The following is a 20,356-nucleotide window of genomic DNA, read 5'->3' as shown; positions in this document are numbered from 1 at the left end:
CGTGTCCTTCCGATGCCGTGGGCCGTACTCACGGGCGCCGCCATTCCCGGCCGGTGCGCTGCAGCATCGCCTGCGCGGAATCCGGACCCCAGGTGCCCGACTCGTACGGCTCCGGCGCGCCGGTGGCCGCCCAGTGCTCGAGCGCGGGATCGAGTATGCGCCAGGACAATTCGACCTCGTCGTTCACCGGGAACAGCGACGGCTCGCCGAGCAGCACGTCGAGGATGAGCCGTTCGTACGCCTCCGGGGAGGAGACGTTGAACGATTCGCCGTAAGTGAAGTCCATGTTGACGTCGCGGACCTCCATCCCGGAGCCCGGCACCTTGGAGCCGAACCGCAGCGTGATTCCCTCGTCCGGCTGCACCCGGATGACCAGGGCGTTCTGCCCGAGTTCCTGGGTCATGGTCTGGTCGAAGGGCAGGTGCGGGGCCCGCTTGAACACGATCGCGAGCTCGGTGACGCGCCGCCCCAACCGTTTTCCGGTGCGCAGGTAGAACGGCACCCCTGCCCAGCGACGGGTGTCCACCTCGAGCGTGATCGCCGCGTAGGTCTCGGTTTTCGAGTCCTTGGCGAAGCCGCTCTCGTCGAGCAGACCGGCGACCTGCTCGCCGCCCTGCCAGCCCGCGGCGTACTGGCCTCGCGAGGTGGTCTGGTCGAGCGGTTCGACGAGCCGGGTTGCCGAGAGCACCTTGATCTTCTCGTTCTGCAGCTCGGCCGGGGTAAACGCGATGGGTTCCTCCATCGCGGTGAACGCCAGCAGCTGCAGGAGGTGATTCTGGATAACGTCGCGCGCGGCGCCGATGCCGTCGTAATAGCCTGCGCGGCCACCGAGTCCGATGTCCTCGGCCATCGTGATCTGCACGTGGTCGACATGGTGTGCGTTCCAGATCGGCTCGAACAACTGGTTGGCGAATCGCAGCGCCAGGATGTTCTGCACCGTCTCCTTGCCGAGGTAGTGATCGATCCGGAAGACCGACTCCTCGGGGAAGACCTGGTTCACCACCGCGTTGAGCTGTTTCGCGCTGTCCAGGTCGTGGCCGAACGGCTTCTCGATAACCACTCGGCGCCAACGGTTTTCGTCGGGCTGTGCGAGGCGCGACTTGGACAGCTGAGAGAGCACCGTGGGGAAGGCGCCCGGCGGAATGGACAGGTAGAAGGCATGGTTGCCGCCGGTGCCGCGATCCTCGTCGAGCTTGGCCAGTGTCTTGGCCAGTTCCTCGAACGAGGTGTCGTCGTCGAAGGAACCCTGCACGAATCGCAGGCCCTCACACAGGCGGTCCCACACCTCTTCGCGGAATTCGGTCCGGGCGTGCTCGCGTACCGCGTCGTGCACGATCCGGCCGAAATCCTCGGTGTCCCAATCTCGCCGCGCAAACCCCACAAGAGCGAAGCTCGGCGACAGCAGACCCCGGTTGGCGAGGTCGTAGATCGCAGGCATGAGCTTTCGGCGCGCCAGATCACCGGTCACGCCGAAAATGACCATGCTGCATGGCCCGGCGATCCGGGGCGCTCGTTTATCGCGTTCGTCGCGAAGCGGATTCGTCCAGTCGCCGGGCTCTGCCATCAGCTACCCGCGCTTGCGGCCCGCAGCTGCTCTTCCGTGGCCTCGAGGAGCTCGCCCCAGGACTTCTCGAACTTGTCGACGCCCTCGTCCTCGAGCACCTGGAAGACGTCGTCCAGATCGATTCCGGCCCCGGCGAGTTCGTCGAACACGCCCTGCGACTCGACTGCCTTGCCGGACGCCTGATCTCCCAGCACCTTGCCGTGATCCGCCACGGCTTCCATCGTCGCCTCGGGCATGGTGTTGACCGTGTTCGGCGCGACGAGGTCGATGACGTAGAGCGTGTCGGAGTAATCCGGGTTCTTCACGCCAGTCGATGCCCACAGCGGCCGCTGCGGACGTCCGCCGGCCGCGACAAGGTTGCCGAACACCGATCCCGAGGTCTCCCCGGCGTGCCCTTCCGACCGGTGTGAAGCCTGCTCGTAGGCCGCGTAGGCCAGGCGCGCGTTCGCGACACCGGCCTTGCCGCGCAGCGCGAGCGCCTCGTCGGTGCCGATCTTTTCGAGCCGCTTGTCGATCTCGGTGTCCACGCGGGACACGAAGAACGATGCGACCGAATGGATCTTGCCGATGTCGTGCCCGGCGGCGCGAGCGCCGATGAGGCCGTCGAGGTAGGCGCCCATCACGGCCTTGTACCGCTCGACCGAAAAGATCAGCGTCACGTTGACACTGATGCCCTCGGCGAGCACCTTCGCGATCGCGGGGATACCGGCCTCGGTGGCGGGGATCTTGATCAGCACGTTCGGCCGATCGACGATCTTCCACAGCTCGACCGCCTGTGCGACAGTCGCGTCGGTGTCGTGCGCCAGGCGGGGATCGACCTCGATCGACACGCGACCGTCGACGCCGTCGCTGGCCTGGTACACCGGGGCCATCACGTCGCACGCCTCACGGACGTCGTCGGTGGTGATAGTGCGGATGGTCGCCTCGACGTCGGCGCCGCGTTCGGCCAATTCCTTGACCTGCGCGTCGTAGGAGGTGCCCTTGCTCAGCGCGCCCTGGAAGATGGTCGGGTTCGTGGTGACGCCGACGACGCTGCGGGTATCGATGAGCTCCTGCAGGTTTCCGGACCGCAAGCGGTCGCGGGAGAGGTCGTCGAGCCACACGGAAACGCCGGCGGCGGACAGGGCTGCGAGATTCGCATTCTGGGTCATGGTCATCCCTTCACATTGGCGATCGAGCGCTGCGCGGCGGCCACGACGGCCTCCTGCGTGAACCCGTACTCGCGGAACAGCGTCTTGTAATCGGCGGATTCACCGAAGTGCTCGAGCGACACCGTCTCGCCGAACCCACCAACGATCTTGTGCCATGGCATCGAGATACCGGCCTCCACCGACACGCGTGCCTTCACGGTCGGCGGGAGGACCTGGTCGCGGTAGTTCTGATCTTGGCTGTCGAACCACTCGACACACGGCATGGACACGACGCGGGCGCCAACGCCCTGCGCCTCCAAAGTTTCTCGCGCCTCGACCGCGAGCTGCAACTCGGAGCCGGTGGCGACGAGGATCACGTCCGGAAGCGCCTTGGACGACTCGGCGAGCACGTAGCCGCCCTTGGCGACGCCCTCGGCGCTGGTGCCCTCGAGCACCGGAATGTCCTGGCGGGTCAGGAGCAGGCCGACCGGGCCGCTGCTGCTCGAGTCGGTGATCACGGCCTGCCACGCGAACACGGTCTCGTTCGCGTCGCCGGGCCGCACCACCGACAGGTTCGGGATCGCGCGCAGCGCAGCGATGTGTTCCACCGGCTGATGCGTCGGGCCGTCCTCACCGAGACCGATCGAGTCGTGTGTCCACACGTAGATCGGGTCGATGTCCATCAGCGCGGCGAGCCGCACTGCGGGGCGCATGTAGTCGGAGAACTGCAGGAACGTGCCGCCGTACGCGCGGGTCGGGCCGTGCAGCACGATGCCGTTGAGGATCGAGCCCATCGCGTGCTCGCGGACACCGAAGTGCAGCGTCCGGCCGTACGGCTGGGCGTTCCAGTCGGACGTCGCGATCGACGTCGGACCGAACGAGTCGGCGCCCTTGATGGTGGTGTTGTTGCTGCCCGCAAGGTCGGCCGAACCGCCCCACAGCTCGGGCAGTTTCGGGCCGACCGCGGAGAGCAGCTCGCCCGAAGCCTTACGAGTCGCGACGCCCTTGCCGCCCGGCTCCCACGAAGGCAGGTCGGAATCCCAGCCGGCAGGCAGTTCGTCACGGGTCACGCGGTCGAGCAGCGCCTTGCGCTCGGGCTCGCGAGCCGCCCACGCGTCGAAGTCCTTGTCCCACTCCAGGTGTGCGGCGCGGCCGCGCTCCTGCAGCTTGCGCGTGTGCGCGATGACCTCGTCGGAGACCTCGAAGTTCTTGTCCGGGTCGAAGCCGAGGATCTTCTTGGTCGCGGCAACCTCATCGGCGCCGAGCGCGGAGCCGTGCGATTCGCCGGTGTTCATCTTGGTCGGCGCCGGGAAGGCGATGATCGTGCGGACCAGGATGAACGAGGGCCTGTCGGTGACGGCCTTCGCGTTCTCGATGGCCTCCTCGATCGCCTTGACGTTCTCGCCGCCCTCGACGGTCTGTACGTGCCAGCCGTAGGCCTCGTAGCGCTTCGCGGTGTCTTCGCCGAGCGCGATCGTGGTGTCGTGCTCGATCGAGATCTTGTTGTCGTCGTAGAGCACGACGAGGTTGCCGAGCTGCTGCGTGCCGGCGAGCGACGACGCCTCGGAGGTGACGCCCTCTTCGATGTCGCCGTCCGAGCAGATCACGTAGATGAAGTGGTCGAACGGGCTCTGGCCCGGGGCCGCGTCGGGATCGAACAGGCCGCGCTCACGGCGCGCCGCCATCGCCATGCCGACGGCCGAGGCGAGACCCTGGCCGAGCGGGCCGGTGGTGATCTCGACGCCGCGGGTGTGGCGGAACTCCGGGTGGCCCGGCGTCTTGGAGCCGAACGTGCGCAGCGCCTCGATGTCGCCGAGCTCGAGCCCGAATCCGCCCAGGTAGAGCTGCAGGTACAGGGTCAGGCTGGAGTGACCGCACGACAGCACGAAGCGGTCGCGGCCGAGCCAATGGGTGTCGTTGGGGTCATGGTGCATGACGCGCTGAAAGAGGGTATAGGCCAGCGGCGCGAGGCTCATCGCGGTGCCGGGATGACCGTTTCCGACCTTCTGCACCGCGTCCGCCGCCAGAACCCGGATGGTGTCGACCGCGCGGGTATCCAGCTCGGTCCAGTCATCGGGGTGGTGTGGCTGGGTGAGCACACTGATGTCGTCTGTGATCGTCACGAGCGAGATTCTCCTGGCGTGTTCGAAGTTCGAATGTGTCGAGGGATGCACTGGACGTGCGGCAACAACTGGCTTCGCGGTCAACCTTAGTTCTCCCGCCGATCGGATGCCGCCACTAGACCGATCTGATGCCGAGCAGGACGGGGGCGTGCATCGAGCACTGTCCCGCGCCGTCTACCATCTTCTGTAGTAGCCGCGTCGTGCCCTACGGCCGCTGCTTAGGACCGAACCGGATACTGCTGCTGGTGCAAGGAGAAAACGTGCGGATGGGGACACGCCCGCGTGGCCATGGCCTCGTCAGCACCGCACCCGCCGGTGGCGCGACCGCCGTCTCGAATCAGCCGCTCATCGTGCGCCGGGCTCTGGCCTACATCGCGCTGACCAAGCCGCGCGTCATCGAACTTCTACTCGTCGCCACGATCCCGTCGATGCTGCTGGCCGCACGCGGTTCCGTCGACATCGCACTGGTGCTGAGCACGCTTTTCGGTGGCTGGATGGGTGCCGCGAGCGCGAACACGCTGAACTGCGTCGTCGACGCCGATATCGACAAGGTGATGAAGCGCACAGCCCGCCGGCCGCTGGCTCGCGAGGCGGTTGCAACGTCGCACGCGCTTGTCTTCGGCGTTGTGCTCGGCATTGCCTCGTTCGCGTGGCTGTGGTGGCGGGCGAACCTGCTGTCCGGCCTGCTCGTCGTCGCGACGATCCTGTTCTACGTCTTCGTCTACACCCTCGGCCTCAAGCGCCGGACCTCGCAGAACGTCGTTTGGGGCGGTGCCGCCGGCTGCATGCCGGTGCTGGTCGGCTGGTCCGCCGTCACGGGGAGCATCGGCTGGCAGGCGCTGGTGATGTTCGCCATCATCTTCTTCTGGACGCCGCCGCATACCTGGGCGCTCGCGATGCGCTACAAGGAGGACTACGCGGCGGCCGGTGTGCCGATGCTGCCGGTGGTTGCGACCGAGGAGCAGGTCACCAAACAGATCGTCATCTACACGTGGCTGACCGTGCTCGCCACGTTCGCGCTGATCCCTGCCGCGGGTGTCATCTACGCGGCGGTCGCGATCGCGGCCGGTGCCTGGTTCCTGCTCATGGCGCATCAGCTCTACGCCGACGTTCGGCGCGGGGAGTCGGTGAAGCCGCTGCGGTTGTTCCTGCAGTCGAACAACTACCTCGCGGTGGTTTTTGTGGGCCTCGCGGTGGACTCCGTTCTCGGGTTCCCGACCATCGCTTCGTACTTCTGATCCAGTCGAGCAGGTAGTCCGCGCGACCGCGATTACGACAGCTCGATCGGACGTGCCACGACGTCGACCATGGCCCCGTTCCGCAGCACCGTCACCGGCAGCCGGGTGCCGATCACCTCGGCGAACAACAGCCGCTGGATGTCTTGCGCGTCGGCGACCGTCTCGCGGCCGACCGTCAGCACCAGATCGCCCGGCCGCAGGCCGGCCACCTCGGCGGGACCGCCGCGGACCACTTCCACCAGCCGGAGCCCGGCGGACTGGCCGGTTCGCTCGGCGACGTCATCGGGCAGCGGTGCAGGTACACCCACGAGCCCGAGGTAGGCGCGACGCACCCGGCCCTCGATAGTCAGGGTGTCGATGATGCGCCGCGTGGTGGAGTTGATCGGCACAGCGAGGCCGAGCCCGATCCCGGCGACCGCAGTGTTGATGCCCACGACTCGTCCGCGCGAATCGGCCAGCGCGCCCCCGGAGTTGCCGGGATTGAGTGCGGCATCGGTCTGGATGACGTTCTCCACCACGCGCCCTACCCGGCCGTGTCGCACCGGCAACGATCGGCCGAGCGCGCTCACCACGCCCGCAGTCACAGAACCGGTGAGGCCCAGCGGGCTGCCGATCGCCACCACGAGCTGACCGACGACGAGACCGTCCGCGTCGGCGACCACGGCCGGCTCGGGCGCTGACTCGGCCGCCCGCAGCACCGCCAAATCCGACAGCGGGTCCGCGCCCACCACGGAGAACCGTGAGCGGCTGCCGTCGGAGAAAACGACGGTGCCACCGCGTGCCGATTCGACCACGTGGGCGTTGGTCAGCAGATGCCCGCGGTCGCCGATAGCGACCGCAGACCCGCTCGACCCGCGCAGTTGGACGTAGGCGACGTGCGGGCTGACCGTCGCCGCGACCGTGCTGACCACGCGCGAATAGGCGTCAAGCGGCTCTTCGGCGGATGAAGCCGAACCGGGGGAGAGGGAATCGTCGAGCATGAACGCACCGCCCTGGTTGTAACGCTGATTACACCGTTACAACAATTGTGCGCTCGTTGTCAGGGCTGCAGCACGATCGACCCGGTTGTCTTGCGTGCCTCCAGATCCCGATGCGCCTGTGCGGCCTCAGCGAGCGGATAGGTCGCACCGATCCGCACGGTGAGCGACTTGTCTGCGATCGCGGCGAAAACATCGCCGGCCCGCCACAACAGTTCTTCGCGGTCCCGGGTGAAGTCACCCAGCTTCGGGCGGGTGAGGATCACCGACCCCTGCGCGTTCAGTCGCTGTGGATCCACGGGCTCGACCTTTCCGCTCGCGGCACCGAACAGCGCGAGGGTGCCGCGCACCCGCAATGACGCGAGGCTGGCGTCGAACGTGGTCGCACCCACGCCGTCGTACACAGCGGCAACGCCCTCGCCGTTGGTGAGGGCTCGGACCCGGTCCGCGAGGTCGTCGCCGTAGCGAAGGACATCCGAGGCACCGGCGGCGCGGCTGATCCCTGCCTTCTCATCGGTGGAGCAGGTGGTGATGACGCGCACTCCGCGCGCGACCGCCAGTTGGGTGAGCATCGCGCCCACACCGCCCGCCCCGGCGTGCACGAGCACCGTCTCGCCGGCTTCGGGGCGGTACACCGAGTTCAGGAGATAGTGCGCGGTCATGCCCTGCAGCAATGCCGATGCTGCTTCGGGGGCGCCCACCTCGTCGGGGACGGGGATGGCGGCATCGACATCGACGGCGACGAGTTCGGCGTAACTTCCCGATGCCGCGGCCCATGCAACGCGGCTGCCGACGGCGATATCGGTCACATCGGATCCGACCGCCTCCACGACGCCGCTGCCCTCCTCACCGGCGATATAGGGAAGTGGGCGCGGATACGCGCCGGTGCGGAAATAGGTGTCGATGTAGTTCACGCCGCTCGCGTCGACGCGTACCAGGAGCTGTTTCGGACCGATCTGCGGATCGGGAACCTCTGCCAGAACCAGAACCTCGGGACCGCCATGCTCGGACACCTGAATCGCGCGCATGATCCCGTTCTACACCAGGGGAGTCCAGGACCCGGGGCCGCGCACAGTATTCTGCTGGCATGACTTCTGCGCCCACCGAAGCCGCTCCCGCCGCGATTGCCGTCCCCGGGAAGGTCCGTGACTCCGTCGCGTCCTTCGCCGCGCAGCACGGTGGTTCGGCGCAGGCGGTGCTCCAGCCGATCGGCCGGATGGGCGTGCGGATCACTCTCGTCGGTGAGGATGGTGTGCTCGGTGACCGCGTGGTGAAGGATCTCGCGACCGCGCATGCAGTGATCGATGCGGTCCCGGTCGTCACCGCCACGGAGGAGTGGGACCGGGAGCTGATCTCGAAGGCGAACCCGCGCAAGGGGCACTGGGCCAAGATGGCCGGTTGGGTCGCGAACCAGACGCGGTTCCCCAAGGCGCGCAACGAGCGCTAAGCAGCACTACAGAAACGCGCCGCCCGTTCCGGGCGGCGCGTTTTGTTTGGGGACCCGCCGGTCGCCGCACAGTTCCTGTCGCGGCGCACACGCTTCCGCACGCTGGACCCTGTGCGGCGCGACGGAGAGTGTGCAGCGGATGGGTTCCCGCCGAGTGGCGATCAGTTCAGAACATCCCTGGACCAATTGGTCGAGCCAATGGTCCGGTCGAGTTCAGGCTGGTCTAGTAGTTGAAGGTCGGCAAGGCGCCCGAGTACGCGGTCGACGATCCCGTGCTCGCCAACGCCCCAAGGAAGTTGACGCTGGTCGGGACATCAGCGATAAAGCTGTAGAGACTTGGAAGTGCACGCATAGCCGATCTCCTCCGTTGAGGTTGTTCCTTGGTTTTTCATCCCCGCGGGTGCGTCAAAGTGTCGCGGCCATGTGCGGCTGGGCGATCGTAGCGGTTTCGCGGGTCCGGCACGCAGCCCACAGCGCGGCCGTTGCGGCGGTGCAGGCAGCCGCTCCGCCCACATGCACCGCAACCAGTGCGGCCGGCACGTCTGTGAAGTACTGCACGACACCCACGAGAGCCTGGGCCACGACGACCGCGAGCACGATATGCAGCCGCCGCTTCACCGCTTGCGGGGCGCCGACGGCGTAGATGCCGAATCCGAGCCCGATCAGCAATGCGAGATACCCGACCAGCAGCTGCGAGTGCAGATGCACGAGGGTGACGATCTCCACCTCGAGCCGCGGCACGGTCCGAGCGATGCTCTTGTCACCGGCATGCGGTCCGGCGCCGGTGACCAGCGTTCCGGCGACCAGCACGAAGGCAAGTGCGACACCGGTCAGCCCGGTCAGCCAGCGCAGCGGTGACGGCACCTGAACCGTGGGCACGCCATTATCGGGCTCGCAGATCTTGGCGTACAGCAGGACGGCCAGCCAGACCATCGCCATCGAGGCCAGCAGGTGCACCGCGACGGTCCACCACAGCAGGCCGGTTCGCACGGTGATGCCGCCGATGACGGCCTGCACGACGGTGCCCGCGGGCATCAGCCACGCGAACACCAGCACCTCACGCCGCCGGCGTGCGCGGGTAACGGCGAGGACGATCGCCGCCGCGCACAGCACGACCGCGAAGGTCAGCATGCGGTTGCCGAACTCAACCGTCTGGTGAATGACCGGCACCTCGGAGACGCCGACCGGGGTGAAGCTGCCCGGGAAGCACTGTGGCCACGTGGGGCAGCCGAGGCCGGAAGCGGTCACCCGCACGATGGCGCCGGTCACCGAAATCCCCGCCTGCGTCAGGATCACAGCGATGGCGATCCAGCGCTGCACCCGCAGCGCTGGAAGGGGGAGTCGGTCGACGAGGCTCAGAAAACCGCGATAGAGCACCAGACCATGGTAGAGGCCGGTCCACTACACGCTGTCGTTGGGATAAGGCGCTAGAACCGGGAGATGCGCTCGATTCCCGACAACGTGCCCTGCAGCATCCGCCCGTCCGGCGTCAGCAGCGGAGCCATCTGGAGGGTGTCGTGTGCGGTTGAGGCAGGAAGCGGCGCGGTCTTCAGCACCTTTCCGTTGGCGGGGTCGATCACGGCGTAGTTGAACAGGTCCAGCGGAGTGGTGACGTCGAGGCCCACGCGCGTGGTCGTGTAGAGCTTGCCGTCCGCTGTGGACAGGCGCGGCACAGCGGCACTGCGGACCGGGGAGTCCCACACGGTGGTGCAGCCCTCATTGTCGACGTCGACACGGGTCATACCGCCGGTGAACGGTGCCGACGCCGGCTGGGCCGGTCCAGCGCCCTCCGGGGTCGTCGGGTATGGGTAGCCGTAGGTGCTGGCAACGAAGATCGTGCGGCCGATACCGACCGGGGAGTTCTCGCTACCGGGGCCGCCCTTGGTCAGGACCGGCTGCGAGCAGATGAGGTGTCCGCTGCCGGATTTGAACACGAGCGCGTGGACCTGGTTGTCCGCGTTGTCGACGATGGTCAGGTATTCGGCACCGTTGCCGGGCCCGAAATAGGTCGGCGTCGATCCGGTGCCCCAAGACAGCGAGCCCGGCTTGCGGGCGCTGCCGCGGTCGTAGCCCGCGCGCCAGAGCACCTTCGGCTGGCCCGACGCGTCGGTGGTGAGTTCGTACAGCGCGTGCGTCGTGGCGACGGCGGTGCGCCCTTCGGGCGACGTGGAGATGCTGTTCTGGACCTGTTCGCCGGCACCGAGCGGGACCGTACGCGCCGTACCCTGCTGGTCGATGACGCCGACCACGCCGCCGGCGGTCGCGAACCAGACCTTGCCGTCGATGCCCGGGGTGAGTCCGGTGACGCCGTCGCCCGCGGGGATTGCCGAACTCACGTCGACGTCGGCGTCCTTCCTCAGCTTCCAGGCGCCGCCCGGTTCGCGGTAGTGCGCGATCCGCACCAGATGGCTGTTGCCGTCGATGGAGACGAGGCGATCTTGGTTGTCGAGGTACGCATAGACACCGCCGAGCAGCGTGCCTTTCGCGAGCGGATAGTTGGCCAATGAGCCGGGGACGGCGGCAGCCGGATCGATCAGGTGCACCGTCGGCGTCTGTCCGAGGATCGCGGTGCACAGCGCGACGACCAGTCCATCGGAGCCCTGCAATACGGTCGGGCACGCCGACAAGAGTGGGATCGGGGTGACCAAGACGTTGCCGGTGCCCGGTCCCGGAAACGGCGTCGCATCCGACGATGCGGCGTCACCGTGCATCGTGGAGGTGCCGGTGGGGCCGAGATACGGGTTGTCGGCGATCGGACCCCATGGCGTATTGGTTGCCGAGGCCTGGCCGGTGATTCCGAGCGTGAGAAGAAGTGCGCCTAGGACGGCACCGACGATTCGCATCGCAAAATAAGAACACGTTCCGGTCGGTGACGGAAGGGTTTGGTCCCAACGGAGTGAACGGAAGCGTTCACTCCGTCTAACGCAACAAATCTTCCGTTCACGCCGGTGGCGCGCATCGGATCTGGCGGCTCAGGTGAAGCGGAACAGCCGCGCTGCGAGCCACCCGCACACTGCCGCCCATACCGCGAGCACGGCGACGCCGAACCAGTCGATGTTCGCGTAGAGCGCTTGCTCGAGCGTCTCTGCGAGCGCCCCGGACGGCACGAGTCGTGCGACGAAACGCAGCGCACTCGGCAGGTCGTCGGAAGCGAAGAGGATGCTGCCGACGCCGAGCATGATGAACCACAACACATTTGCGAGCGCCAGCACGACCTCGGCCTTGAGCGTCCCGCCGAGCAGCAGTCCCATGGTCGCGAAAGTCACCGTGCCCAGCGCGATCACGACCGCGCCGAGTGCGAGTCCTTCGATCGAGGGCCGCCAGCCGAGCGCGGCGCCGATCAGGCCGAGAATCACCGCCTGCATCACGACCACGATGAGAACGGCCGCGCTCTTGCCGGCGATCACACCCCAGCGCGGGAGTGCGGTCGCGCCGAGTCGCTTGAGCGCGCCATAGCGCCGATCGAAGCCAACCGCGATCGCCTGCCCGGTGAACGCGGTGGACATCACCGCGACCATCATCACCGCCGGCACAACCTGGTCGACCCGGTCGTCGCCGAGGCCGCCGAACGGCAGCAGACACAGCCCGATCAGCAGCGTGATCGGAATGAACATCGTCAGTAGGAGCTGTTCGCCGTTGCGCAGCAGCAGCGTCAGTTCCATCCGCGTCTGCGCGGCGAGCATCCGGGGAGCCGGGCTCGCCTGGGGTGCGGGCGCGAAGGTGCCGGGCGCGAACCGCGGCCCGCGAGGTGCGGCCGACTCGCTCGCGGAGGTGTCCTCGCTCGCACTCATAAGGGTCATCCTCGCAATTCCCGTCCGGTCAACTCCAGGAACACGTCCTCGAGGCGGCGCTGATCCACCCGAAGATCGGTCGTGAGTACCCCGATGCGCGCGCACCACGCGGTCACGGTCGCCAGTACCTGTGGGTCGATCTCGCCCACCACGAGATAGGACCCGGGCGAGGTTTCGCGCGGGGCAAATCCCTCGGGCAGGGCGGATTCCAGCAGCGTGAGGTCGAGATTCGGCGGTGCGCTGAACCGCAACTGGCCTTCGGCGCCGCGCGTGGTGATCTCGGACGGCGTGCCGGAGGCGACGATCTTGCCGTGGTCGATGATCACGAGTTCGTCGGCGAGCTGCTCTGCCTCGTCCATCATGTGCGTGGTCAACAACACACTGACGCCGTCGCGACGCAGCGAGTCGATCAGCTCCCACACGGTGTGCCGGGCCTGCGCGTCGAGGCCGGCGGTCGGCTCGTCGAGGAAGACGAGCTCGGGCCGGCCCACAAGGGCACATGCCAGCGCGAGGCGCTGCTGCTGACCGCCGGAGAGCCTGCGGTAGGACGTGCGCCGGGCTTCGGTGAGTCCGAGCGTCTGCAGCAGCCACTCGGGATCGAGCGGGTTGGCCGAGTACGAGGCCACCAGATCGAGCATCTCGCCGGCCTTGGCGCCGGGGTAGGCGCCGCCGCCCTGCAACATGACACCGATTCGTGGGCGCAGCTCGGCGGAGTCGGCGATCGGGTCGAGCCCGAGCACCCGCACCGAACCTGCTTCCGGGCAAACGAAGCCCTCGCACATCTCTACGGTGGTGGTCTTACCTGCGCCGTTGGGGCCCAACAGGGCCAGCACTGTGGCGGGTTCGAGTTCGAGATCGAGGCCGTCGACGGCGGTGACTGCTCCGTACGACTTCACCACGCCGGTCAGGTGCACGGCGGGGACAGCTGATCTCACGAGGGTCCAGCGTAAGCCGTGGGCTCGAGCGCCGACTGATCCGGTCCCGGCTGACTCCGCCACGGCAGCACATTGCGGGTCAGCACGATCAGCAGAACGCACGTGACGATCGTGACGATCGAGGCCTGCACGATCGTGATCGGCTGGAATTCGGCACCATTCGGCATGAGGATCACGCAGACGATCGACGACGCCGCGATGGTAGGGATCCGGAACGCTGGCGTCGTGGCCCACGCCGCCAGCGGAATGACGCCCCACAGCAGATACCAGGGCTGTACGACCGGGAACAGCAACACCAGGGTGCCAAGGGATACGCCCAGCGCGCCGACCGGATGCAGACGTCCGGTGAGCACAGCGATGAGCATGCGCAGGGTGACGAACGCGGCGACGAGGGCAGCGATAGGGCGGGTGAGGCTGAGCACGGCTGTGGTGTGATCGCCGATGCCGAGCAGCACTCCGCCGAACCCGGTGATGACGCCGATCGAGGTCGGCAGCGACATCCAGCTGCGCACGGCATTCGCGGTGCCGAGCGTATGGATCCAGCCGATACCGAGATGGCTCGCACTGCTGACGAGGAGGGTGACTGCGGCGGCGACGGCCAGTAGTAGCGCTGCTGCGCTGATCAGCGCCCGCAGTGTCCCGCCCCATCTGCGAGCGAGCGCCATGCCGACGAACCCGAGCGCGATGAGTGACGGAATCTTGATCGTCGAGGACAACGCGATCACCGAACAGCCACCAAGCAGCAGGACGAGGTTGATCCCTCTCAACCTGTCCGTGGATTCGATAGCGCTGAGCGCGATCTCCATGCCGGCCAGCATCAGCCCGAGCATCAGCGCCTCGTTGTGCACACCCGACACCAGGTGGAACAGGAGCAGCGGGTTGGCGGCACCGAGCCAGAGCGCGCTCACGGCGGCGACGCCACATCGACGCGCGAGCCGGGGCAGTGCCCAGACGATCAGGCCGACGCCGATCAGCGCGAGCAGGCGGTGCATGAAGATGCCGACGACGATGTTGTCCCCGGTGATCTCGGAGATCGCCCGGCCCAACCAGAGAAAGAACGGGCCGTAGGGCGCGGGAGTGTCGCGCCAGATGGTGGGCACGGTCCGCGTGAGCACGTGGTCGACGCCGAGCGCCTGTGCCGGGCCGATCCCGTACGGATCGAGGCCGCGGGCGGTGATCTCGCTCTGCGCGAGATAGGAGTACACGTCGCGGCTGAACATCGGCGGGGCGATGGTCAGCGGGATGACCCACAGCAGGATGGTGCGGTCGAGTTGCGATCGGGAGAGCCGGCGCAGCGGCGCGCCGCTGGCGGTGGATCCGATCGCGAACCTGCCCAGCAGCAGCCAGGCGAGCACGACCATGACTGTGCCGGTCATGACGATCGCCAGCGACGAGGTCTGGGTGCGGGCGAACAGGCCGAGTAGGCGGACGCCCTGTGTCGGGTTCTGCAGCACTGGCTGTGCGCCGGCGCCGAGCGCGCCGATTGCCATCATCACTGCGCCGGTGGCGCCGAATAGGCGGACGTAGCGGAGTTGGATGAGTTCACGCGGCGCGAGGCCGGGTGCTTCGCGCTCGTCGTCGTGCAGGACGGCGATGGTGTGGTTGGCCGAGGGGGCGTCGAGTCCGAGAACCCGGCGGCCGGCGCTCACGGTTCGGTGCCGCAGCAGGTCGCGCCGGACCGCGAACGACCGCCCTGCGGTCGCGCTCGAGTCCTGTCCAGCCGCTGTCACATCGCGCAGCCTAGTGGGTTCGCGCAGGGGGTCCGTCGCTCGCTGACGACGGTTCGCACATCTAAATCAAGCGCGCTTGCTTTTTTTGAAGGCCTTTGTGATGCTGGTGCCACTTCGAACCACGGGAGCGGTGCTCCCCATGCACTGCGGAGCGGCAGAGTGGCGGATCTCGCAACGATTCTCGATGACCTCAGCAGCGAGGGCGACGACCTGGACAGGGTGGTTACCGGGCTGGACGACGCCGGTTGGCGGGCGTCGACGCCTTCACCCGGCTGGACGGTGACCGAACAGATCGCTCACCTCCTGTGGACCGATGAGGCTGCGCTCGCGTCAGCGACCGACCCCAAGGCGTTCGCGGACATCGTTACTGCGGCGTGGAGCAATCCCACCGGGTTCGTCGACGAGGCCGCGCACGAGTTGGCGCGCATGCCGGTCGCGGATCTGCTGACCCGGTGGCGCGATGGACGGTCCCGGCTCGGCGCCGCACTTGCCGTGGTTCCGCAGGGTCAGAAACTCGATTGGTTCGGTCCGCCGATGAGCGCCACGTCGATGGCCACCGCGCGGCTGATGGAGACCTGGGCGCACGGACAGGACGTATCGGACGCGCTCGGTGTGACCCGCGAACCGAGCAATCGCATGCAGCATGTCGCCTACCTGGGCGTGCGCACTCGCAACTTCGCGTACAGCGTGCACCAACTGACCCCGCCCGCCGAGGAGTTCCGCGTCGAGTTGAAGGCTCCCGACGGATCGCTGTGGGCGTGGGGACCCGCGGACGCGCAGCAACGCGTCTCCGGTTCAGCGCTCGACTTCTGCCTGCTGGTGACCCAGCGGCGGCACCGCGATGATCTCGACCTGACCGCGACGGGTGCCGATGCGGACCAGTGGCTCGGGCTGGCACAGGCATTTGCCGGGCCACCCGGAACCGGCCGCGCGCCAGGTCAATTCGAGTCGGACCGGACGGCGTCATGACCGCGATTGCGGCGCAACCGGATCTGATCCGGATCGGCAACATGTCCGGCTTCTACGGCGATCGCCTGACAGCGATGCGCGAGATGCTCGAGGGCGGCGAACTCGATGTGCTGACCGGCGATTACCTCGCCGAGCTGACCATGCTGATCCTCGGCCGCGACCGGATGAAGGATCCCGAACTCGGTTACGCGAAGACGTTCCTGCGTCAGGCCGAGGACTGCCTCGGGCTCGCGCTCGAGCGTGGGGTGCGGCTCGTGGTCAATGCCGGTGGGCTCAATCCGGCCGGGCTCGCGGACCGGCTACGTGAACTCGCCGAGCGGCTTGGCCTCGACGCGCGCATCGCACATGTGGAGGGCGACGACATCGGTTCGCGTGCCGCCGAACTCGGCCTCGGCACACCGTTGACCGCGAACGCCTACCTCGGTGCCTGGGGGATCGCGGCATGTCTCGATGCAGGCGCCGATGTCGTGGTGACCGGCCGGGTTACCGACGCCGCGCTGGTGGTCGGTCCCGCAGCCGCGCATTTCGGTTGGCGTCGAGACGATTACGACGCGCTCGCGGGAGCGGTCGTGGCCGGCCACATCATCGAATGCGGAACCCAGGCCACCGGCGGCAACTTCTCGTTCTTCACCGAGCTCGCCGATCTCGGTCGGCCGGGCTTCCCGCTCGCCGAGGTGCGCGCGGACGGCAGCAGCGTGATCACCAAGCACGCGCAGACCGGCGGCGTGGTCACCGTGGATACCGTTGAAGCACAGTTGATGTACGAGATCCAGAGTGCGCGATACGCCGGTCCGGATGTCACCGCCCGGCTCGACACCATCTCGTTGAGCTCCGACGGCCCCGACCGGGTTCTCGTCAGCGGCGTTCGCGGCGAGGCGCCGCCGCCGCAACTCAAAGTCTCGCTCAACTCGATCGGCGGATTCCGCAACGAGATGACCTTCGTGCTCACCGGACTCGATATCGAGGCGAAGGCCGAGCTCGCCCGAAAGCAGCTCGAGTCCTGGCTGACCGATCGTCCGGCCGAACTCGACTGGACGTTGGCGCGGCTCGACCGGCCCGATGCCGAGACCGAGGAGCAGGCCAGCGCACTGCTGCGCTGCGTGGTGCGTGACCAGGACCCGAACAAGGTGGGCCGTTCATTCTCCAACGTCGCCGTCGAACTCGCGCTCGCGAGCTACCCGGGTGCCACTTTCACATCGTCGCCCGGAAACGGTTCGCCCTACGGGGTTTACACGCCGGGTTACGTCCCTGCGGCCGAGGTCCCGCATATCGCGGTGCTGCCCGATGGCGACCGTGTTGCTATCGCACCGGCCACGGACACCCTCGAGCTTGCCGAGGTCGAGACGCCGCCGCTCCCGGAACGGTTGGCGCCCGGCCCGACTCGTCGTGTGCCGCTCGGCACAGTGGCCGCGGCCCGCAGTGGCGATAAGGGCGGCAACGCCAATATCGGGGTGTGGGTGCGCACCGACGCCCAGTGGCGTTGGCTCGTGCACGCGCTCACGGTAGACGAGGTGCGACGCATGCTTCCCGAGGCGGAGTCCCTACCTATTACGCGGCATGTGCTGCCGAATCTGCGCGCGGTCAATTTCGTCATCGAATCCATTCTCGGACCGGGTGTGGCCTATCAGGCCCGGTTCGATCCGCAGGCCAAGGGACTCGGCGAGTGGCTGCGTTCCCGACACATCGATATCCCCGAGGAGTTGCTTTCGTGAGTATCTGGGAAACCCCCGAACGTCGTGAATTGCGCGCGACCGTGCGCGGTTTCGTCGAGCGCGACATCCTGCCGGACCTCGCGGAGTGGGAGCGGAACGGAGAGCTGCCGCGCGAGTTGCACAAGAAGGCCGCCGCACTCGGCCTGCTCGGCGTCGCATTCCCGGAGTCGGTGGGCGGCCAGGGCGGCGACGGTATCGACTCGGCGATCGTGTGCGAGGAGTTCCACCAGGCCGGAGCCTCCGGCGGCGCGTTCGCGTCGCTGTTCACTCTCGGGATCGCGGTGCCGCACATGATCGTCGCGGGTGACCCGTACCAGGTGGACCGCTGGGTGCGGCCCACTCTCGCCGGCGACCTCATCGGTTCGCTGGCCATCACCGAACCCGGCGGCGGTTCCGATGTCGGCCACCTGACCACGAGCGCTCGTCGCGATGGCGATGACTACATCGTCAACGGGTCGAAGACCTTCATCACCTCAGGCTGCCGCGCCGACTTCGTCACCACCGCGGTGCGCACCGGCGGCCCGGGTGCGGGTGGCGTTTCACTGCTGGTAATCGAAAAGGGCACACCGGGATTCACGGTGAGCCGCAAGCTCGACAAGATGGGCTGGCTCGCTTCGGACACCGCCGAGCTCAGCTTTGTGGACGTCCGGGTGCCGGTGCGGAACCTCGTCGGCGCCGAAAACAGTGGATTCGCTCAGATCGCGATGGCCTTCGTCAGCGAGCGGGCCGGCCTGGCGGTACAGGCGTACTCGCAGGCGCAGCGCAGCCTCGACCTGACCGTGCAATGGTGCCGGGACCGTGAGACTTTCGGCCGGCCGCTGATCAGCCGCCAGGCCGTGCAGAACACGCTCACCGAGATGGCCCGCAAGGTCGATGTCGCCCGGGTGTACACCAGGTCGGTCATCGAGCGTGCGAACGCGGGGGAGCAGGACCTGATCGCCGAGGTGTGCTTCGCGAAGAACACTGCCGTCGAGGCAGCCGAATGGGTTGCCCATCAGGCTGTGCAATTGTTCGGCGGGGCCGGCTACATGCGTGATTCCGAGGTGGAGCGCCAGTACCGCGATATCCGGATTCTGGGCATCGGCGGCGGCACCACCGAGATCCTCAACGGGCTGGCCGCCAAGCGATTGGGGTTCCAGGCATGACGGTGCTGCATTCGACAATCGACCCGGACTCGGCGGAGTTCCGCGGCGCCGCCGAGTCGATGACCACGAAGCTCGCCGAGCTGGAAGTCGAGCTCGGAAAGGCGGTGGCAGGCGGCGGTCCGGACAAGCTGGCCCGACATCGTAAGCGCGGCAAGCTAACTCCCCGTGAGCGTATCGACCTGCTCGTCGACGAGGACTCGCCGTTCCTCGAACTGTGTGCGCTCGCTGGGTGGGGCAGTGACTACCAAGTCGGCGCGAGCGTGGTGATCGGGATCGGCATCGTCGAGGGCGTCGAATGCATGATCATCGCCACCGACCCCACCGTGCGCGGCGGTACCAGCAACCCATGGACGATCAAGAAGAACTTTCGCGCCCATGCGATAGTCGAGCAGAACCGGCTGCCGGTTATCTCGCTCGTCGAATCGGGCGGCGCGGACCTGCCGACGCAGAAGGAAATCTTCATTCCTGGCGGGCAGCTTTTCCGCGATCTCACTCGCGCATCGGCCAAGGGCATTCCGACGGTCGCGCTGGTGTTCGGGAATTCGACTGCGGGCGGCGCGTACATCCCCGGCATGTCCGATCACGTCGTGATGATCAAGGAACGCTCCAAGGTTTTCCTGGGCGGGCCGCCACTGGTGAAGATGGCGACCGGCGAAGAGTCCGATGACGAGTCGCTCGGTGGTGCCGAAATGCATGCGCGCCGTTCGGGTCTCGCCGACTACTTTGCCGTCGACGAACAGGACGCGATTCGTATTGGCCGGTCGATCGTGCGGCGGCTCAACTGGCGCAAGCAGGGCCCGGCGCCCCGCGCCGAGGTGCTGGAGCCGCTGTTCGACGCGGAGGAACTCGTAGGGATCGTGCCGTCGGATCTGAAGGTGCCGTTCGATCCCCGCGAGGTGATCGCACGGATCGTCGACGGTTCCGATTTCGACGAGTTCAAGCCGCTCTACGGTTCGAGCCTGGTCACGGGATGGGCCGAGCTGCACGGCTATCCGATCGGCATTCTCGCGAACCATCGCGGCGTGTTGTTCTCCGAGGAGGCGCAGAAGGCGGCGCAGTTCATTCAGCTTGCGAACCGCGCGAACACGCCACTGTTGTTCCTGCACAACACGACCGGATACATGGTCGGCAAGGAGTACGAGCAGGGCGGCATCATCAAGCACGGCGCGATGATGATCAACGCCGTGTCGAACTCGAAGGTGCCCCACATTTCCTTGCTGCTCGGTGCGTCCTACGGCGCCGGCCATTACGGCATGTGCGGCCGCGCCTACGATCCGCGATTCCTGTTCGCCTGGCCGAGTGCCAAGTCCGCCGTGATGGGTCCGGCGCAGCTCGCCGGCGTCCTTTCCATCGTCGGGCGCGCCGCCTCCGAGGCTCGCGGTCTGCCGTTCGACGAGGCCGCTGATGCCGCGATGCGAGCGGCCGTGGAGAACCAGATCGAAGCCGAATCGCTGCCGATGTTCCTGTCCGGCCGTATCTACGACGACGGCATCATCGACCCCCGCGACACCCGCACGGTGTTGGGCATGTGCCTGTCGGCCGTGCACAACGCCCCGATCGCAGGCGCCGAAAGCTTCGGCGTCTTCAGGATGTGA

At 67.3% G+C, this 20,356-nt stretch carries 17 protein-coding genes; 6 read left to right on the top strand and 11 right to left on the bottom strand.

The genetic code is table 11. The features are described from left to right. Nucleotides 1–28: 28 nt before the first annotated feature. The 3 genes from zwf to tkt are packed head-to-tail and all read right to left on the bottom strand — an operon-like array spanning nucleotide 29 to nucleotide 4,817. The gene (gene zwf / locus A8G08_RS05275; protein WP_068271114.1) at nucleotides 29–1,564 is read right to left on the bottom strand and encodes a glucose-6-phosphate dehydrogenase; all 1,536 of its coding nucleotides are present in this window, start codon (nucleotides 1,562–1,564) and stop codon (nucleotides 29–31) included. Further along, complete coding sequence (gene tal, locus A8G08_RS05270) at nucleotides 1,564–2,715, bottom strand: transaldolase (RefSeq protein WP_068271112.1); 1,152 nt, start codon at nucleotides 2,713–2,715, stop codon at nucleotides 1,564–1,566. Before tal ends, zwf begins: the two co-directional genes overlap by 1 nt. Nucleotides 2,716–2,717: 2 nt before the next feature. Further along, entirely contained in the window at nucleotides 2,718–4,817 is a 2,100-nt protein-coding gene (gene tkt / locus A8G08_RS05265; RefSeq protein ID WP_068271109.1) for a transketolase, read from the bottom strand. A gap of 260 nt (nucleotides 4,818–5,077) precedes the next feature. On the opposite strand from tkt, the gene A8G08_RS05260 reads away from it, so the two are divergent. Further along, on the top strand, nucleotides 5,078–6,055 hold the full coding sequence (locus A8G08_RS05260; protein WP_068271106.1) for a heme o synthase: 978 nt from the start codon (nucleotides 5,078–5,080) through the stop codon (nucleotides 6,053–6,055). Between the two features lie 32 nt (nucleotides 6,056–6,087). Here A8G08_RS05260 and A8G08_RS05255 read toward each other — a convergent pair whose 3' ends face one another. Then, nucleotides 6,088–7,035, bottom strand: a complete 948-nt coding sequence (locus tag A8G08_RS05255; protein ID WP_068271102.1) for a S1C family serine protease — start codon at nucleotides 7,033–7,035, stop codon at nucleotides 6,088–6,090. Nucleotides 7,036–7,094: 59 nt separating this feature from the next. Further along, complete coding sequence (locus A8G08_RS05250; protein WP_068271099.1) at nucleotides 7,095–8,060, bottom strand: quinone oxidoreductase family protein; 966 nt, start codon at nucleotides 8,058–8,060, stop codon at nucleotides 7,095–7,097. A 59-nt stretch (nucleotides 8,061–8,119) separates the two neighbouring features. On the opposite strand from A8G08_RS05250, the gene A8G08_RS05245 reads away from it, so the two are divergent. Further along, a complete protein-coding gene (locus A8G08_RS05245; protein WP_068271096.1) occupies nucleotides 8,120–8,479 on the top strand; it encodes a hypothetical protein in 360 nt (119 codons plus the stop codon). A gap of 223 nt (nucleotides 8,480–8,702) precedes the next feature. On the opposite strand, the gene A8G08_RS28230 is transcribed toward A8G08_RS05245, so the two are convergent. From A8G08_RS28230 to mptB, 6 genes are all read right to left on the bottom strand, one after another. Beyond that, entirely contained in the window at nucleotides 8,703–8,831 is a 129-nt protein-coding gene (locus A8G08_RS28230; RefSeq protein ID WP_281182123.1) for a hypothetical protein, read from the bottom strand. A gap of 53 nt (nucleotides 8,832–8,884) precedes the next feature. After that, entirely contained in the window at nucleotides 8,885–9,856 is a 972-nt protein-coding gene (locus A8G08_RS05240) for a COX15/CtaA family protein (protein ID WP_068271093.1), read from the bottom strand. Nucleotides 9,857–9,906: 50 nt separating this feature from the next. Continuing rightward, nucleotides 9,907–11,322, bottom strand: coding sequence for a hypothetical protein (locus A8G08_RS05235; protein WP_068271089.1), 1,416 nt, complete (start codon nucleotides 11,320–11,322; stop codon nucleotides 9,907–9,909). A gap of 129 nt (nucleotides 11,323–11,451) precedes the next feature. Continuing rightward, nucleotides 11,452–12,270 (bottom strand): ABC transporter permease, encoded by an 819-nt coding sequence (locus A8G08_RS05230; protein WP_068271086.1) that lies wholly within the window; start codon nucleotides 12,268–12,270, stop codon nucleotides 11,452–11,454. A gap of 5 nt (nucleotides 12,271–12,275) precedes the next feature. Continuing rightward, nucleotides 12,276–13,205 (bottom strand): ABC transporter ATP-binding protein, encoded by a 930-nt coding sequence (locus tag A8G08_RS05225; RefSeq protein ID WP_068271082.1) that lies wholly within the window; start codon nucleotides 13,203–13,205, stop codon nucleotides 12,276–12,278. Continuing rightward, a complete protein-coding gene (mptB, locus tag A8G08_RS05220; RefSeq protein ID WP_068271198.1) occupies nucleotides 13,202–14,872 on the bottom strand; it encodes a polyprenol phosphomannose-dependent alpha 1,6 mannosyltransferase MptB in 1,671 nt (556 codons plus the stop codon). The genes A8G08_RS05225 and mptB overlap by 4 nt, the downstream gene beginning before the upstream one ends. Before the next feature lie 222 nt (nucleotides 14,873–15,094). On the opposite strand from mptB, the gene A8G08_RS05215 reads away from it, so the two are divergent. Genes A8G08_RS05215 through A8G08_RS05200 form a run of 4 tightly spaced genes read left to right on the top strand, consistent with a single transcriptional unit; the run spans nucleotide 15,095 to nucleotide 20,356 of the window. After that, nucleotides 15,095–15,904 (top strand): TIGR03084 family metal-binding protein, encoded by an 810-nt coding sequence (locus A8G08_RS05215; RefSeq protein WP_068271079.1) that lies wholly within the window; start codon nucleotides 15,095–15,097, stop codon nucleotides 15,902–15,904. Further along, nucleotides 15,901–17,616 carry an acyclic terpene utilization AtuA family protein gene (locus tag A8G08_RS05210; RefSeq protein ID WP_068271076.1) on the top strand — a complete coding sequence of 572 codons (1,716 nt, stop codon included), beginning with the start codon at nucleotides 15,901–15,903 and terminating at the stop codon, nucleotides 17,614–17,616. Before A8G08_RS05215 ends, A8G08_RS05210 begins: the two co-directional genes overlap by 4 nt. Next, on the top strand, nucleotides 17,613–18,761 hold the full coding sequence (locus A8G08_RS05205; RefSeq protein ID WP_068271073.1) for an acyl-CoA dehydrogenase family protein: 1,149 nt from the start codon (nucleotides 17,613–17,615) through the stop codon (nucleotides 18,759–18,761). Before A8G08_RS05210 ends, A8G08_RS05205 begins: the two co-directional genes overlap by 4 nt. Further along, nucleotides 18,758–20,356, top strand: a complete 1,599-nt coding sequence (locus tag A8G08_RS05200) for an acyl-CoA carboxylase subunit beta (RefSeq protein WP_068271070.1) — start codon at nucleotides 18,758–18,760, stop codon at nucleotides 20,354–20,356. The genes A8G08_RS05205 and A8G08_RS05200 overlap by 4 nt, the downstream gene beginning before the upstream one ends.

Source organism: Aldersonia kunmingensis, from assembly GCF_001646865.1.
Taxonomy (GTDB): domain Bacteria; phylum Actinomycetota; class Actinomycetes; order Mycobacteriales; family Mycobacteriaceae; genus Aldersonia; species Aldersonia kunmingensis.
The sequence above is the reverse complement of the archived record's forward strand: the minus strand, read 5'-3'. Positions and strand labels throughout refer to the sequence as shown.